The 14,829-nt window shown below is 68.8% G+C and carries 11 protein-coding genes and 1 pseudogene; 5 read left to right on the forward strand and 7 right to left on the reverse strand.

The annotated features are described in order from the left end of the window. Positions 1-360: 360 nt before the first annotated feature. Genes C8250_RS38690 through C8250_RS38705 form a run of 4 tightly spaced genes read right to left on the reverse strand, consistent with a single transcriptional unit; the run spans position 361 to position 4,120 of the window. Positions 361-1,200 (reverse strand): class II fructose-bisphosphate aldolase, encoded by an 840-nt coding sequence (locus C8250_RS38690; protein WP_138354423.1) that lies wholly within the window; start codon positions 1,198-1,200, stop codon positions 361-363. Next, positions 1,178-2,113: a 1-phosphofructokinase family hexose kinase gene (locus C8250_RS38695; RefSeq protein ID WP_138354424.1), complete on the reverse strand. Its 936-nt coding sequence runs from the start codon at positions 2,111-2,113 to the stop codon at positions 1,178-1,180. Before C8250_RS38695 ends, C8250_RS38690 begins: the two co-directional genes overlap by 23 nt. Next, positions 2,110-3,150: an ROK family protein gene (locus C8250_RS38700; RefSeq protein WP_138354425.1), complete on the reverse strand. Its 1,041-nt coding sequence runs from the start codon at positions 3,148-3,150 to the stop codon at positions 2,110-2,112. Before C8250_RS38700 ends, C8250_RS38695 begins: the two co-directional genes overlap by 4 nt. After that, a complete protein-coding gene (locus tag C8250_RS38705) occupies positions 3,143-4,120 on the reverse strand; it encodes an SIS domain-containing protein (protein WP_138354426.1) in 978 nt (325 codons plus the stop codon). The genes C8250_RS38700 and C8250_RS38705 overlap by 8 nt, the downstream gene beginning before the upstream one ends. 371 nt (positions 4,121-4,491) lie before the next feature. Here C8250_RS38705 and C8250_RS38710 point away from each other — a divergent pair, with 371 nt between their 5' ends. The 5 genes from C8250_RS38710 to C8250_RS38730 all read left to right on the forward strand — a co-directional run bounded on the left by C8250_RS38710 (position 4,492) and on the right by C8250_RS38730 (position 11,413). Beyond that, positions 4,492-6,474, forward strand: coding sequence for an alpha-galactosidase (locus C8250_RS38710; protein WP_187145155.1), 1,983 nt, complete (start codon positions 4,492-4,494; stop codon positions 6,472-6,474). Between the two features lie 141 nt (positions 6,475-6,615). After that, complete coding sequence (locus C8250_RS38715) at positions 6,616-7,374, forward strand: DeoR/GlpR family DNA-binding transcription regulator (RefSeq protein WP_138354428.1); 759 nt, start codon at positions 6,616-6,618, stop codon at positions 7,372-7,374. 194 nt (positions 7,375-7,568) lie between these two features. Continuing rightward, positions 7,569-8,624: a chitinase gene (locus C8250_RS38720; protein ID WP_138354429.1), complete on the forward strand. Its 1,056-nt coding sequence runs from the start codon at positions 7,569-7,571 to the stop codon at positions 8,622-8,624. Between the two features lie 1,517 nt (positions 8,625-10,141). Then, a protein-coding gene (locus tag C8250_RS38725; RefSeq protein WP_138354430.1) for an IS5 family transposase occupies positions 10,142-10,950 on the forward strand; the annotation gives its coding sequence in 2 pieces (ribosomal slippage) (positions 10,142-10,489 and positions 10,492-10,950; 807 coding nt in all). A gap of 127 nt (positions 10,951-11,077) precedes the next feature. Next, entirely contained in the window at positions 11,078-11,413 is a 336-nt protein-coding gene (locus C8250_RS38730; RefSeq protein ID WP_346268806.1) for a hypothetical protein, read from the forward strand. Positions 11,414-11,462: 49 nt separating this feature from the next. Here C8250_RS38730 and C8250_RS44110 read toward each other — a convergent pair. From C8250_RS44110 to C8250_RS38745, 3 genes and pseudogenes are all read right to left on the reverse strand, one after another. Next, positions 11,463-11,678: pseudogene (locus C8250_RS44110) on the reverse strand (transposase); the annotation flags it as partial. 588 nt (positions 11,679-12,266) lie between these two features. Then, positions 12,267-13,277 (reverse strand): ABC transporter permease, encoded by a 1,011-nt coding sequence (locus C8250_RS38740; protein ID WP_138354432.1) that lies wholly within the window; start codon positions 13,275-13,277, stop codon positions 12,267-12,269. Beyond that, on the reverse strand, positions 13,274-14,824 hold the full coding sequence (locus tag C8250_RS38745) for a sugar ABC transporter ATP-binding protein (RefSeq protein ID WP_138354433.1): 1,551 nt from the start codon (positions 14,822-14,824) through the stop codon (positions 13,274-13,276). Before C8250_RS38745 ends, C8250_RS38740 begins: the two co-directional genes overlap by 4 nt. Positions 14,825-14,829: the final 5 nt, after the last annotated feature.

Below are 14,829 nucleotides of genomic sequence, written 5' to 3' on the forward strand. Positions count from 1 at the left end.
GAAGTGAACACCGAGTCGGCGCGGAAGAAAGGTGAAGATGGTCTCGAAACTGCGGATTAGAGTTACGTGAGACCAATTAGCCTTTGATTCAAGCTATTGAAAACGCTCTCAATCTACGGATCGCCGAGACACTGGATCTGTTTAGGCAGTGTTAAGTGGCAGCGGCGAGCCGTCAAGACGATGCGCAGAATTCAACTCTTGAACGCCAACTCCGGCGAGGTGGGCCAATGTTCGGCCGCGGGCGTCATCACTTCACGGGTCGGGCGAGGGAGCTCAGGACCCACCGGTCGGTTCGAGGCGGATCAGGATCCGCCGGTGGGGCCGAGGGGGATGAGGACCCGACGGTCGGTTCGAGAGAGCTCAGGACCCGCCGGCCAGAACTCGCAGCAGGCGTGCCACCTCCACCGCGACCGCGTCGCGGGCCGGGCCGAGGTACTTGCGGGTGTCGGAGACACCGGGATCGGCGTCGAGGTACGTCCGGACCGCCCGGGTGAACGTCTTGTTGAGGTGGGTGGAGATATTGACCTTCGTCATGCCCGCCGCCACCGCCCGGATGAGGTCCGCGTCGCCGACTCCGGACGAGCCGTGCAGGACGAGCGGGACGCTGACGGCGTCGCGCAGCCGGGTGATCAGCTCGAAGTCGAGGACGGCGTCGCGGGTGTGCATCGCATGGGAGCTGCCCACCGCCACGGCGAGCGCGTCGACTCCGGTGGCGGCGACGAAGTCCCGCGCCTCGTCAGGATCGGTGCGGACGCCCGGGGCATGCGCGCCGTCCTTGCCGCCGACCTCGCCGAGCTCGGCCTCGACCCACACCTTCCGGCTGTGGCAGTGCGCCGTGATCTCCCGGGTGGCGGCGACGTTGTCGGCGTAGGGGAGCTTGGCTCCGTCGAACATGACGGAGGTGAAGCCGAGTTCCACCGCCTCCCGCACCAGGCCCGCCGATTCCGCGTGGTCGAGATGGACGGCCACGGGGACGCTCGCGGCCCGCGCGATGGCCAGCGAGGCGAGGGCGATCGGTTCGAGGGCACCGTGGTAGCGGGCGGTGTTCTCGCTGATCTGCAGGATCACCGGACGCCCGGCCGCCTCGGCGCCCGCGACGATGGCCTGGGCGTGCTCCAACTGGACGACGTTGAACGCGCCCACGCCCGCGACCCTTCCGGCCGCGTCGTCGGCGATCTCATGGGTGGGTGCGAGCGGCATGGACTTCCTCCACAGGAACGGCGGTACGGAAACGGCGGTAGGCGTCGGCGTCGAAGTCGCCCGCCGTGGGACGCAGGACGGCTGCGGCCGACAGGGCGACGGCCTCGCACAGGACGGCGGGCCACGGTGCCCCGGTGGCGAGCCCGGCCGCGAGCGCCGCGACGCATGCGTCGCCCGCCCCCGTCGGGTTGCCGGTCAGCCGCTCGGGCGGCGTCGCACGCCAGGAGCCCTGCGGGGTGATCGCGTGCAGCCCGTCGGGACCGCGGGAGGCCACGACGGTACGGGCGCCCATCGCCCGCAGTCCGGCAGCCGCGGCCGCGACGTCCTCACGGCCGGTGACGGCGGCGAGTTCATCGGTGTTGGGTTTGACCACGTCGGGGCCGGCGGCCAGCGCGGCGCGCAGTGCGGGGCCGCTCGTGTCCAGGACCGTGGCGACGCCCTTGTCGCGGGCGAGGGTGACGAGGTGTGCGTACGCGTCGGCGGGCAGGCCCGGCGGAAGGCTGCCGGAGAGCACCACCACATCGGCGTCGCGAAGGAGTCGTGTGTACCGCGCGGTGAAGGCCTCCCACTCGCCGGTCGTCACGGACGGCCCGGTCTGGTTGAACACGGTGGCATCACCGTCCTCGCGGGAGACGACCGTCACGGTGCGCCGTGACTCGCCCGCCACGGGCACCAGTTCGTCCCGCAGTCCGGCCGCCCGCAGTTCACCGCGCAGCCGGACGCCGGTGTCACCGCCGCACAGTCCGGTCACGACCGCCGGCCAGCCCAGCGTGGCGAGCACCCGGGCGACGTTGACGCCCTTGCCGCCGGCGCGCTCGTGCACGGTGTCGACCCGGTGCGAGGTGCGGGGCACGAGGCTGTCGACGAAGTACGTGACGTCGAGGGCCGCGTTGAGCGTGACGGTCAGGATCACCGTGACCCGACCCCCGCGGAACCGGCGGTGGCGCCGCGCATGGCGAACTCCCCGTCTCCGGTGCCGGCGCCGGTGCCGGTGCCGGTGCTGGTGCTGGTGCCGCGCGTCGCGGCGTCCACGGCCTGCCACGCGTACAGTCCGGCGCCCAGGCAGCCGGCCATGTCGCCCAGGGCCGCCCGCACGACGGCCGGCCGGCGCTGGAACGTCAGCCGCTGGGCCAGCCGGGCACGGACCGGCTTCAGGAGGGTGTCGCCCGCCTGGGCGAGGCCGCCGCCGAGGACGACGAGTTCGGGGCCGAGCAGCGAGGACGCGGTCGCCAGGGTCGACGCGAGCGCGTCGACCGCGCGGTCCCAGACCGCCACGGCGTCGGCGTCGCCCTGCGCCACGAGCGCCGCCACCTCGTCGGCGCCCTGGAGGGTACGGCCGGTCCGTGCGGTGAAGGCCGCCTTGATCGCGACCGCCGAGGCCACCGTCTCCAGGCAACCGCGGCCGCCGCACTGGCACTTGGCGCCGTCGGGATCGACGACCACATGGCCGAGTTCGCCCGCGTGACCGCCGGCCCGGACGGGCCGCCCGTCGCTGATGACGGCGGCGGCGATGCCGGTGCCGATGGCCACGAAGAGCACATCGCGGGCGCCGCGGGCCGCCCCCAGGACGCATTCGGCGAGCCCCCCGGCCCGGACGTCGTGCCCGAGCGTCACGGGGAGCCCCGTGCGGCGTTCGAGAAGGTTCGCGAGCGGGAGGTCGCGCCAGCCGATGTTGGCCGAGTAGACGGCGTGCGAGAGGTCCTCGTCGACGTGGCCGGGGACCACCACGCCGACCCTGCGGACCCGCAGTCCCTCGTCACGGGCCTGCCGGGCGAGCGCCCGGAGCGTCTCGGTGATGACGTCCACCACCGCTTCCGGTCCCGCTGCCCGGGGGGTCGGCCGGCGCACGGTGGCCAGCAGCAGTTCCCGGTCGAGAAGCGCGCCCTTGATACCGGTGCCGCCGACGTCCAGCGCGATCACGCACTCGCCGGCGTCCTGTCCCTCACGCATGGCGGCCCTCCAGAACGACGGAGCGGGTGAGGTTGCGCGGCCGGTCCGGGTCGTAGCCGCGGGCCTCGGCGATGGTGACCGCCAGCCGCTGGGCGCGCACGAGGTCGGCCAGCGGGTCGAGATCCCCGGCCCTGGCCCCGTGCTGGGTCTGGGTCTGGGTCTGGGAGTGGGCGACGAGCGTGCCGCCGACCCGGGCGACATCGTCCTCGAGCCCTTGCGGCAGCGAGCCGAACATCCACGTCACGCGCCCGGGTCCGGTGATGCTGATCGGGCCGTGCCGGTACTCCATGGCGGGGTACGCCTCGGTCCACGCGCCCGCGGCCTCGCGCATCTTCAGCCCCGCCTCCAGCGCCAGACCGTAGGTCCAGCCACTCCCGAGGAAGGTGAACTGCTCGGCGCCGCACACCTCGGCGGCCAGTTCCTCGGAGACGGCTCGCTCGGCGTCCTGGGCGGCCTCGGCGACGGAGCGCACCCCTGGCGGCAGCGCGCCCTCGGCCTCCAGATGGGCGCGGAGCAGGGCGAGCACGGTGGTGGCGAACCGGGTCTGTACGACCGATTCCTCATCGGCGAAGTCCAGGACCACCAGGGCGTCGGCCGCGGTCATCACGGGAGTCGCGGGGTCTGCGGTGATCGCGGTCGTGGGCACGCCCGCGGCTCGCGCCCGGCCGAGCAGGTCCAGCACCTCGGTCGTGGTGCCGGAACGGGTGATCGCGAGGATCCGGTCGTAGCGGCGCCCGGCCGGGAATTCCGAGGCGGCGAAGGCGTCGGTCTCGCCGTGGCCACCGCTCTCGCGCAGCTCCGCGTAGGACTGCGCCATGAACCAGGAGGTGCCGCAGCCGACGACCGCCACGCGCTCGCCCCGGCGGGGGAGTGCGGCGGCATGGGCCGGGAGCGATCGGGCCGCCTGCCGCCAGCAGGCGGGCTGGGTGGCTATCTCGACGGAGGTACGGGAGGGGGTGGCGCTGGGCATACGACGCTTCCTTCAGAGTTGGTGACGACGGCACTGCACTCGGGGGAGGGGTGATCGAAACTGATTCAATCATGCCTTGTTCGAGCAAATATGAGCGACTCTGCTGGTCTTGCGGAGTATTCACGAGCTGGGCGCCCAGGTCCAGCCGCCGTTACTCGAATGTTGCGAATCGGCAGGTGGAGAGCGCTTACTGGCCAGGTTGGGCGGCGTGAAGCCGGTAGTCGCCCGTGTCTGCGGCTTGCACGGTGAGCCTGATTCGCATGCGCACAGTTGTTGACTCGCCAGCGAGTCTGAGCAGATTATGTCAATCGCTCGTAGCGCCCCGCCCCCGTGCCGTACGGCGACCCCCCACCCCGAAGGAGCCACCCACCGTGGCAACCAGACTCCGCAGACCGCTCACCGTGGTCCTGAGCGCCGCCCTGATACCCGCCGGCTGTCTGCTGGGCACCGGCCCGGCCGCCGCGAACGACGGCGTGAGCCAGCCGGCGGCGAACTACTCGTCCGCGGCGACGCCCAGCACGCCCATCGCCGCCCTCCCGCCGATGGGCTTCAACAACTGGTCCCGTTCGACGTGCGCGCCCCAGGCGCCGCTGGACGGCTCCAACCGGCTGGACTACTCCTTCCAGCAGTACATGAAGGACAACGCCAAAGGGCTGGCCGACACCGGTCTGATCGCCAAGGGCTATCGGACGATCACCGTCGACGACTGCTGGATGTACCGCAACAGCTCCGGCTATCTGCACGGCGGGCTCAACTGGGGCGGCGCCACCGACGTCCGCAACCCCGCGAAGCAGCCCGGCTTCGACTACGAACTGACGGCCTACGGCGACTACCTGCACAGCCTTGGCGCGAAGTTCGGCATCTACGAGACCTCCGGCACGCACACCTGCAGCACCGCCACGCCGACCGCACCCAACCTGCCCAACGGCAGCGAGTACTACGAGCAGAAGGACGCCGACTCCTTCGTCTCGTGGGGCGTCGACCAGCTCAAGTACGACAACTGCGGCGACGAGGAGCCGGTGCAGACGCTCGACACCCGCATGTCCAACGACCTGCGGACCGCGGTCACCTCCGCGGCCGGCAGCGGTGCCACGCCCAACATCACGTTCAACATCTCCGCCCCGGCCGGCTACGGCAACGGCTCCACGAAGTTCGCCGCGATGAACTGGGTGCGCGGGCTCGGCCAGCTCTGGCGGGTGGGCCCGGACATCTGGAACTACGGCGACGGCAAGAATCCGTGGAACGTGCCGCTGGCCGGCTACAACTTCGGTGCGTACCAGAGCTTCGACAACACTCTGGAGCTCAGCCGCTACCAGGGGCCGGGCAACTGGAACGACGCCGACATGCTGCTGATCGGCGACAACGGTATGACCACCGCCGAGGAACGCAGCCAGATGGCACTGTTCTCCGCACTGGCCGCACCCCTGGTGATCAGCACCGATGCCCGTAAGTTCCAGCCGTCGTACATCGCCGCCCACCCGGCGGAAGCGGTGCACCTGAACGCGTCCGTCGCGATCCTGGGCAACTCCGAAGTGATCGCGGTGGACCAGGACCCGCTGGGCGCCGGCGGCTACCGCGTCTCCGGCGGTGGGGCCGACGCGGACGGCTCCCCGGCCGCCACGACCGGTGACGACGTCGTCCTCAAGCCCCTCGCCGACGGCAGCAAGGCCGTCGTCGTGCTCAACAAGGGCTCCGCGGCCACCAACTACTCGCTCTCCCTCGCCGGTCTCGGCTTCAGCGCCGCGGGCTGCGGCTACGACGTCCGCGACCTGTGGGCACACAGCAGCAGCACGTCGACCGGGTCGGTGCCGCTCACGCTCGGCGCGCACGACAACGCGATGCTCAAGATCACTCCGCACGCCGGCTGCGGCAGCTTCACCCCGAGCGGACAGATCACCGCTTCACGCGACAACTGGGGCAAAGCGTCGCTGTGCCTCGACAACTACCGATCCGGCACCGCCACCAACAACCCGGTCGACCTCTATCCCTGCACCGGTGGCTCCAACCAGCAGTGGCGGCGCAACTCCGACGGCACGGTCCAGCTGCTGCAGTCCGGCACCACGAACCTCTGTCTGACCGCACAGAGCGGTACGACCACCGGGGCGATCAACGGGAAGTCCGGTCAGTGGGCGGGCGTCGCCCCGTGCGGGTCCGCCGCCGGCTACCAGACCTGGACGTACAACCGGGACGGAAACCTCAAGCTCAGCGGCACCACCAAGTGCCTCGACAGCTATGGCGGGGCGACGACCACGAGCGGCACGCCCGTCGACCTGTACACCTGCGGAACCGCACCCGGCTCGCTCCAGACCAACCAGACCTGGGCGGCTCCCTTCAACGCTCCACCCGCCGCCTGACCTGACGGCGACCGGTCCGGCCCACGGGGTCCGCGGCGATGTCCAACGCCGCGGACCCCTTCTGTCGTGTGCTCTCCCGGCTGTCCCGCCGGCGGCGGGAATGCTCACCTCACTGCTCTGACCTGGAGCTAGACTCCCCCCATGCTCAAAGTTGACAGAATCGCCCGGATCCTTGATCACGTTTCCAAGGAGGGCAGTGCCGACGTCCATGTGCTCACCGAGCTGCTCGGAGTGTCAGGGGCGACGGTCCGGCGCGATCTGCAGACGCTGCACGAGCAGGGGCTGCTGCACCGCACCCGCGGTGGCGCGGTGACCGGCACGTTCAACCTGGAACTGCCGCTGCGCCACCGGGCGGGACGCCAGCAGGACGAGAAGCGGCGGATCGCGCTCGCCGCGGCCCGTCTGGTCCCGGACGGAGCGGTGGTGGGGATGACCGGGGGCACCACGGTCACCGAGATCGCCCGGGCGCTGGCCGACCGCAGCGGTATCACCGTCGTCACCAACGCGGTCAACATCGCCGCCGACCTGATCGCCCGGTCCGAGATCCGTCTCGTGGTCGTCGGCGGGAACGCCCGGACGGCCAGCTACGAACTGGTCGGACCGGCGGCCGAGCGGATGCTCGCCCAGTACAACCTGGACATCGCCTTCATCGGGGTGGACGGCCTGACCGCGAGCGAGGGCTGCACCACGCACGACGAGATGGAGGCCCACACCGACCGGGCCTTCCTGCGCAACAGTGCGCGCTCCGTGGTCGTCGCGGACAGCACCAAGATCGGCCGGGTGACCTTCGCGGAGATCTGCCCGCTCGCCGACATCGACGATCTCGTCACCGACGACAGCCTCGACGAAGCGCGGGAGCAGGCCATCGTCGAGTGCGGCGTCCGGGTGCTGCGGGTCTGACGTGGGGTAGCGGCACTCAAGGATCAGGTAGCCGCCTGAAGTTGGTCCAGACCTATTGACGGTAGGTCTGGACCAATCTACCGTGGGCGACGCTCGCGACGAGTCCTGTGCCTTCTGCCAACTCACCCACTGTCCTGCGCCCGTGGACGCCATGTGGACCCGGTGATGGTGTTCATGGAGAGACGGAGCGAAACATGATCGGTCGGACATCACGTCTGCTGGGAGTCGGCCTGGCGACGGCCTTCGCCGTCCAGATGCTCGTCGCCGCGGCGCCGAGCGCCGCACCCCAGGCCACCGTGTGCGCGGTCAAGTCGAAGCCGGCGGGCAAGGTACTCCAGGGGTACTGGGAGAACTGGGACGGCGCCGCGAACGGTGTGCACCCCCCGCTCGGCTGGATCCCGATCACCGACGCCCGCATCCATGATCACGGCTACAACGTCATCAACGCGGCGTTCCCCGTCATCCACTCGGACGGCACCGTCCTGTGGCAGGACGGGATGGACTCGACCGTGAAGGTGCCGACCCCGGCCGAGATGTGCCAGGCCAAGGCAGCCGGTCAGACGATCCTGATGTCCATCGGCGGTGCGGCGGCAGGGATCGACCTCAACTCCACCGCTGTCGCGGACCGGTTCATCGCGACCGTGGTGCCGATCCTCAAGGCGTACAACTTCGACGGCATCGACATCGACATCGAGACCGGTCTCATCGGCAGCGGCACCATCACCAAGCTGTCCGCCTCGCAGGCCAACCTCGTGCGCATCATCGACGGCGTCCTCGCCCAGATGCCCTCGAACTTCGGTCTGACCATGGCGCCCGAGACCGCCTACGTCACCGGCGGCAGCGTGGCCTACGGCTCGATCTGGGGCGCGTACCTGCCCATCGTCAAGAAGTACGCGGACAACGGCCGGCTGTGGTGGCTGAACATGCAGTACTACAACGGCAGCATGTACGGGTGCTCCGGCGACTCCTACTCCGCCGGCACGGTCGCGGGGTTCACCGCGCAGACCGACTGCCTGAACAAGGGACTCGTCGTCCAGGGCACCACCATCAAGGTCCCCTACGACAAGCAGGTCCCGGGACTGCCCGCCCAACCGGGCGCCGGGGGCGGGTACATGGCACCGAACCTGGTGTCCCAGGCCTGGAACAAGTACAGCGGCGGCCTCAAGGGGCTCATGACCTGGTCCATCAACTGGGACGGCTCGAAGGGATGGACCTTCGGGAACAACGTCAAGGCCCTCCAGGGGCGCTGAATCGGGCTTCATAGCATTGCGACGATGACCTGGCAAACGTGCAGGTCAAGAGGGGTCCGGTTTTTCGAAGCCGGGCCCCTGGTTTTTCCCGTGCTGGGATGGTGCTGGGATAACTCACCCTTCGACACCTGTCATCACCCTTGATCATCTCTACCGTGCTGGGATCGTGCTGGGACGGCTGCGAGGCCCCGTGCCGGGCCGCAGGCGTCGTTCACTGCAGACGAGGTAGACCCAGCCGGACGGGCCCGAACCCATATATTTTCGTCTCCACTCCGAGGTTCTCTGCGCTGTGCCTCTCGGCTTTGCCAGGCAGGATCACTGACCTGTGGAGCTGCCAGCGCTCTCGCAGTGCTACGGAAAACATCATTGTCGGCGTAGGCGCGACTCGCCCCTCGGAAACCTTCGTGGCTGTCTATGTGCGACGAACCCCACAGGGCTGATGACGACACTTGTCCGCCGTCCCGCGAGCCAGCCGCGCCGGCTAATGAGTCGGACGTCCTGGGAATCTGAATGAAGTAACGGAAATCCGCTATGTGCCCCGGCGCGAGGGCGGATCCGCGCCGGAGGGGAGAGGCCGACGACCTCGGCGCGTACGTCGTGAAGTTGTCCAGCTGACGGCTTTGACCTGGAGTGATGTCGCTGAACGGGGCTCTGGCCTGGGCGGATCCGTCTTTCTTTCAGACTCGTGCCCGGTTGTGCAGTTGATACTCCCCACGCGCTCCCCAGAGGCGCTCGCACTCCCCAAATTCTCCCCAAGAGGTACTGCCGTAGGAGCATCGCCTGTCCCGTCTGGCGGTGCAGGTGTGGGTCGTGCCGATTCGCTTTGCGTAAGCGCTCAGAGGAGGTGTCCGCATTCGCCCAGTCAGATGTCGCGGAAGGGACCACGCGAGTCCGTGACCTGCCGGAATGGCAGGCTGCTGGGCGCCGACCAGCGAATATGGTCTTTCGGTTGTTTCACGGTAATGCCCGTTGATGCGGCCGGAAGTCCCAGAAGAGTCCCAGGGTCGGTGGCCATTCTTGGGGCTCTGCGCAGTGGTCGAGGCTGCATCTGGGCTGGGGTTCGTGCATCGGTGCTCGGCCTGGAACGAACGGCATCGTACGTGTCTGCAGCAGCTCGACGCTGGGGCAGACAGCTTGCTGGCTGCGCGGGCATGGTAGTTACCGGTTGGTTCATGGCGTTGGCTAGGTCATCCTCGAACTACCCCCGCTCGCGCGGGGAGACCTTGATGGTTGACAGGTTCAAAGCACGCGAGTTCGCAGAATCCTGGACGCCCCTGGTGGGGAACCCGCACGGGGATGGCCGCTTTCTGCCGCGTTCCGCGGCGGGTTCGCGCGGTGACTTGCCCGGCGTCGCGGTGTTTCAGAAGCCCGTCTGAATGCAGTCACGTAATCGGGCCGGGTGGTGAGGACCGGCCAGCTCGGCCGCAGCCCGTTAGCCAGGTCCCCTCGCCTCCATAAAGAGCTGCCGTGAGTAATAAGACGACGTTTCCTTTGGCGGGGGTTGTCATTGTGTTGGTATGACGAGTCTTGCTGAGCATCTGGTCTCGGATGAGTTGTGGGAGTTGTTTCGGCGGGTGGTGCCGGAGACGGTGGTGGTGCGTCCGCAGGGCGGGGGCCGTCGGCGGGCCGGCGACCGTGAATGCCTGACCGCGATCGTGTTCGTGGCCACGTCTGGATGCTCCTGGCGGCAGTTACCGCCGGTGTTCGGGCCGGCCTGGCCCACCGTCTACCGACGTTTTGCGCGGTGGACCCAGCTGCGTGTCTGGGCCCGCCTGCACCGCGTCATCCTCGATGAACTCGGTGCTCAGGGGGGTTTGGACTGGTCACGATTCGCCGTTGACTCCGTAAGTGTCCGCGCCCTCAAAGGGGGCAGCTGACCGGACCGAATCCGACCGATCGCGGCAAGTTGGGATCGAAAATCCATCTCGTCGTCGATCGTGCCGACCTGCCCGTCTCTGTCGCCATCTCGGCCGCCAATACCCACGACAGCCTGGCCCTGCAACCGCTGGTCATGGGGATCCCGCCCGTCCGCAGCCCTCGCGGTCCGCGGCGTCGCCGCCCGGCAAAGCTCCGCGGCGACAAGGGCTACGACTATCCCTACCTGCGTCGATGGCTCCGCGAGCAGAACATCATTCCTCGCATCGCCCGGCGCGGCGTTGAGAACTCACAACGCCTGGGCCAACACCGCTGGGTGGTCGAGCGCACCATGTCCTGGCTCGGCGGATGTCGTCGCCTCCACCGACGCTACGAACGCAAGCCCGAGCACTTCCTGGCGTTCACTGCCATCGCCACCAGCCTCATCAACCACCGCCGACTCACCAAATGAAACGACTTCGTAGCCTCATTGATCTTGATGCTGCCGGGCACGGGCGGCGCGAGACCCGCTCGGTACGCACGCTCACGGTCACCGGCCTCGGCCTGGAGTCCCCCACGTCGTCCAGGCGGCGAAGATCCTGCGGCATCGCACCGACGTCAAGACCCGCAAGGTCACCCGACAGACCGTCCACGCCATCACTGACATGACCGCGCGTGAGGCATCGCCGCAGCTCATCGGCCGTCTCGCCAGGTCGCAGTGGGGCATCGAGGCCGTCCACCACGTCAGAGACGTGACGTTCGCCGAGGACGCCTCCAAGGTCCGGACCGGACACGGACCGGAGAACATGGCCACGCTGCGGAACTTCGCGATCAACACCCTTTGGGACGCCGGCCACCACAGTATCGCCGCCGGACTGCGGGAGGTCTCCTACACGCCGTTCACCCGCTCGCTCGACCTGCTCGGGCTTGCCTGACCAGCATTGCCACATGATCACCTGGACTTTGAATCAGCCCTGCCGGGCGACCCGCTACCGGCGCGATACCGTCGACCAGGGCGGGGCTCTGCGTGACGTCGTTGACGTTGGCCGCGGTGGTGATGACCTTGAGCGGGGTGCCGCGTCCGTCGCAGATCAAGTGGTGCTTGCTGCCCGTCTTGCGCCGGTCGACAGGGGACGGACCGGTGTCGGCAAAACCTCTTTCGCGCGGATGTGGGAGCCGTCCACGCGTGCCCGTGACCAGTTGAGTCCGCCGACCACGTTCAACTCGGAGAGCAGGATGCGGTGCAGCTGGTCGAAGACGCCGGCCTGCTCCCACCGTCCAGGCGGCGCCAGCAGGTCTGCCCGGAACCGAACCCCAGCTCCAGCGGCAGCAGTTGCCAGGCAATATCGTTGTAGAGGACCTACAGAATGCCCTGCAGACGGAGCCTGTCTGCCACCGGCCGTTGCTGCCGCCCTGGGGACCGCTCGGGCCAGGGCGGCAGCAACGGCTCGATCAGTGCCCACAAGTCGTCATCCACGATTCACGGCCGAGTAATCACACCATCACGAACGGCCGAATCATCTTACCGGTTACGCCCGACCAGGGCATCTCAACAAGATCGTGTTACGACCTCTCAGACCTCGTTGGTGCTGCTGCCGGGCGACGGCTTCGACCGGCCCGGGTGGTCGGTCGGGGTATCACCTAGCCAACTTGCACTGCCTCAAGATCGGCCACCGGCTTTGCAAGATCCTCAACGGCTGCCGCGCGGATCGGTGGGGCCTCGACGTCCTGACGCGCGGCGGTGGCCCTCCGGCGCCGCGCCTGCCGATGGGCCGCCGGCGGCGGGACTCAGGGCCGTGCGACGAGGCGGGAGGCGAGCCGGCCGCGGTAGTGGTCGACCACCACGGCGACCATGATGACCGCGCCGGTGATCATCTGGCGCTGGAAGTCCGATACACCCATCAGCAGCAAGCCATTGGTCAGTACACCCAGCAGACAGGCGCCCAGCAGCGTGCCGACCATCGAGCCCTTGCCGCCGGACAGCGAGGCGCCGCCAATCACCACGGCGGCGATCGCGTTGAGCTCGTAGCCGCTACCCAGGATCGGGCTGGCGATGTTGAGGCGGGCCATGTACGTCACGGCGGCGATGCCGACGGTGAAGCCCGCGATCACGAACGCGGCGACCTTCACCACGCCGGTGCGGTGCCCGGAGAGCCGGACTGCTTCCTCGTTGCTGCCGATCGCGAAGACGAGCCTGCCGAAGACGGTCCGGGTGAGTACCAGATGTCCGACCGCGACCATCAGCAGGGATATCCAGAAGAGAGTGGGGATCCCCAGCAGCGTCGAGGTGCCGAAGCGGTTGAAGCTCTCGGGGAAGTCGTACAGCGTCTTGGCGTCGGTGTACTGCAGTGCCGCGCCCCGCGCCACGTTGAGCATGCCCAGGGTGACGATGAAGGACGGCACACGCCAGCGTTCCGAAACCAGCCCGTTGACCAGCCCGCAGCCCATGCCCACCAGCGCGGAGACCAGCACGGCGAGCAGTACCGCGGCGGACGTGGACAGTCCGCCGGCCGTCAGTACGTCGCCGGAGACGACGGCCGACAGTGCCATGACCGACCCGACCGACAGATCGATGCCGCCGACGAGGATGACGAAGGTCATGCCGACCGCGAGCATCGTGTTGAGGGTGATCTCGGTGGCGATGTGCGTGATGTTGTCTGAGGTGGCGAACTTCGGTGCGGACAGCGTGAAGATGGCCACCAGGGCGAGCAGGGCGATACCGATACCGGCCTCGCCCATCACCTGCTGAGCCAGCGAGGAGGCCGGGTGCGGTTTGCGGCCGAGCGTTACGGAAGTCATGGGGTGTCACCGTTCGTGGGTGCCGGAGAGTCGGCGGAGGTGTAACCGGAGTAGGCCAGGGCGAGGATCTGTGAGCTGTCGAAGTCCTTCCGCTGCACTTCGCCGACGACGCGGCCTCGGGAGAACACGAGAATGCGGTCACAGATCCCCATGAGCTCCGGCAGGTCGGAGGAGACGACCAGGAGCGCTTTGCCGTCGGCCGCGAGGTCGACGAGTTGCTGGTGGATCTCGTAGCGGGCACCGACATCGATGCCGCGCGTGGGCTCGTCGACCACCAGGACATCGGCGCCGGCCAGCAGCCAGCGGCCCAGGACAACCTTTTGTTGGTTGCCGCCTGACAGCGTCCTGACGGGATGGCGCACCCCCGGGGTGCGCACCGCGAGCCGGTCGACCGCCTGGCGGGCCAGCCGGTTCTCCTCGGCGCGCCGCAGGACTCCACCGCGTGAGATCTTCCCGATGGCGGCCAGGGTGATGTTCGCGGCGAGGGGCATGTCGAGGACCAGACCCTGACTCTTGCGGTCCTCGGTCAGCAGGCTGATGCCATGCCGGACCGCGTGCTTGGGGGAGGCGATGCGGACCGGCCGGCCCTTGACCAGAACGGTTCCGCCCTGGCGCGGATCCGCGCCGAACAGGGCGCGCACGGTTTCGGTGCGCCCCGAGCCGACGAGCCCCGCCATGCCCACGACCTCACCGGCATGCAGGGCGAATGAGACCGGCTCGCCGCCGCGTGGGTGCAGCGCGTCGGCCCGTAGCAGTTCAGGACCCGGCTCGCGTGGCACGTGCGGCGGGTACTCGTGCTCCATGTCGCGGCCGACCATGAGTTGGATGACGTCGGCGGTGCTCGTCCCGGCCAGTTCCTGGGTGGCCACATGGCGGCCGTTGCGGAAGACCGTCATTCGGTCCCCGAGCTCGAAGACCTCCTCCAAGTGGTGGGAGATGTAGAGGACGGCGGTGCCGCGCGCGGTGATCGCCCGCAGCAGGGTGAACAGGCGAGAGGTCTCCCGCGGGGTGAGGGTCGCGGTGGGCTCGTCCATCACCAGGACCCGGCAGTCCTGCCACAGGGTCCTGGCAATCTCCAGCAACTGCATCTGGGCGATGCCTAGCCGCTCCACCTTCGTCTGCGGCCGGACCTCGAGCCCGACCTCGGCGAGCAGCTCCTCGGCCCTGCGGTGCAGTTCCTTGCGGTTGACCAGCCCGTGGCGACGCGGGAGGTTCTGGAAGAACAGGTTCTCGGCCACGGTCAGGTTGGGCAGCAGGTTGAGTTCTTGGTGCACGACCTGGACGCCGGCCTGCATGGCCGCCGCCGGGTCGGCGGGCTGGTAGGGCTTCCCGCCCAGCGTCATGCCGCCGGCATCCGGCTGCTGGATGCCGGCGAGAATCCGGACCAGGGTCGACTTGCCCGCGCCGTTCTCGCCCAGCAGGGCGTGCACCTCGCCGGGGAGCAGTTCGAGCCGCACGTCGTCGAGGGCCAGTACGCCGGGGAACTGCTTGCGGATCCCGGTCGCCTCCAGCACAGGGGCCGGGGGGCTCGGGAGTCGTGCGGTCATGAGGT

The sequence above is a fragment of the Streptomyces sp. So13.3 genome, assembly GCF_005860785.2.
GTDB classification, from domain to species: domain Bacteria; phylum Actinomycetota; class Actinomycetes; order Streptomycetales; family Streptomycetaceae; genus Actinacidiphila; species Actinacidiphila fildesensis.

Bases quoted from the DNA above. Each gene is read 5' to 3' on its own strand.
- C8250_RS38700 (WP_138354425.1), bottom strand. From the start codon at position 3,150: ATGCGTGAGGGACAGGACGCCGGCGAGTGCGTGATCGCGCTGGACGTC.
- C8250_RS38745 (WP_138354433.1), bottom strand. From the start codon at position 14,824: ATGACCGCACGACTCCCGAGCCCCCCGGCCCCTGTGCTGGAGGCGACC.
- C8250_RS38740 (WP_138354432.1), bottom strand. From the start codon at position 13,277: ATGACTTCCGTAACGCTCGGCCGCAAACCGCACCCGGCCTCCTCGCTG.
- C8250_RS38715 (WP_138354428.1), top strand. From the start codon at position 6,616: ATGCTCAAAGTTGACAGAATCGCCCGGATCCTTGATCACGTTTCCAAG.
- C8250_RS38705 (WP_138354426.1), bottom strand. From the start codon at position 4,120: ATGCCCAGCGCCACCCCCTCCCGTACCTCCGTCGAGATAGCCACCCAG.
- C8250_RS38720 (WP_138354429.1), top strand. From the start codon at position 7,569: ATGATCGGTCGGACATCACGTCTGCTGGGAGTCGGCCTGGCGACGGCC.
- C8250_RS38690 (WP_138354423.1), bottom strand. From the start codon at position 1,200: ATGCCGCTCGCACCCACCCATGAGATCGCCGACGACGCGGCCGGAAGG.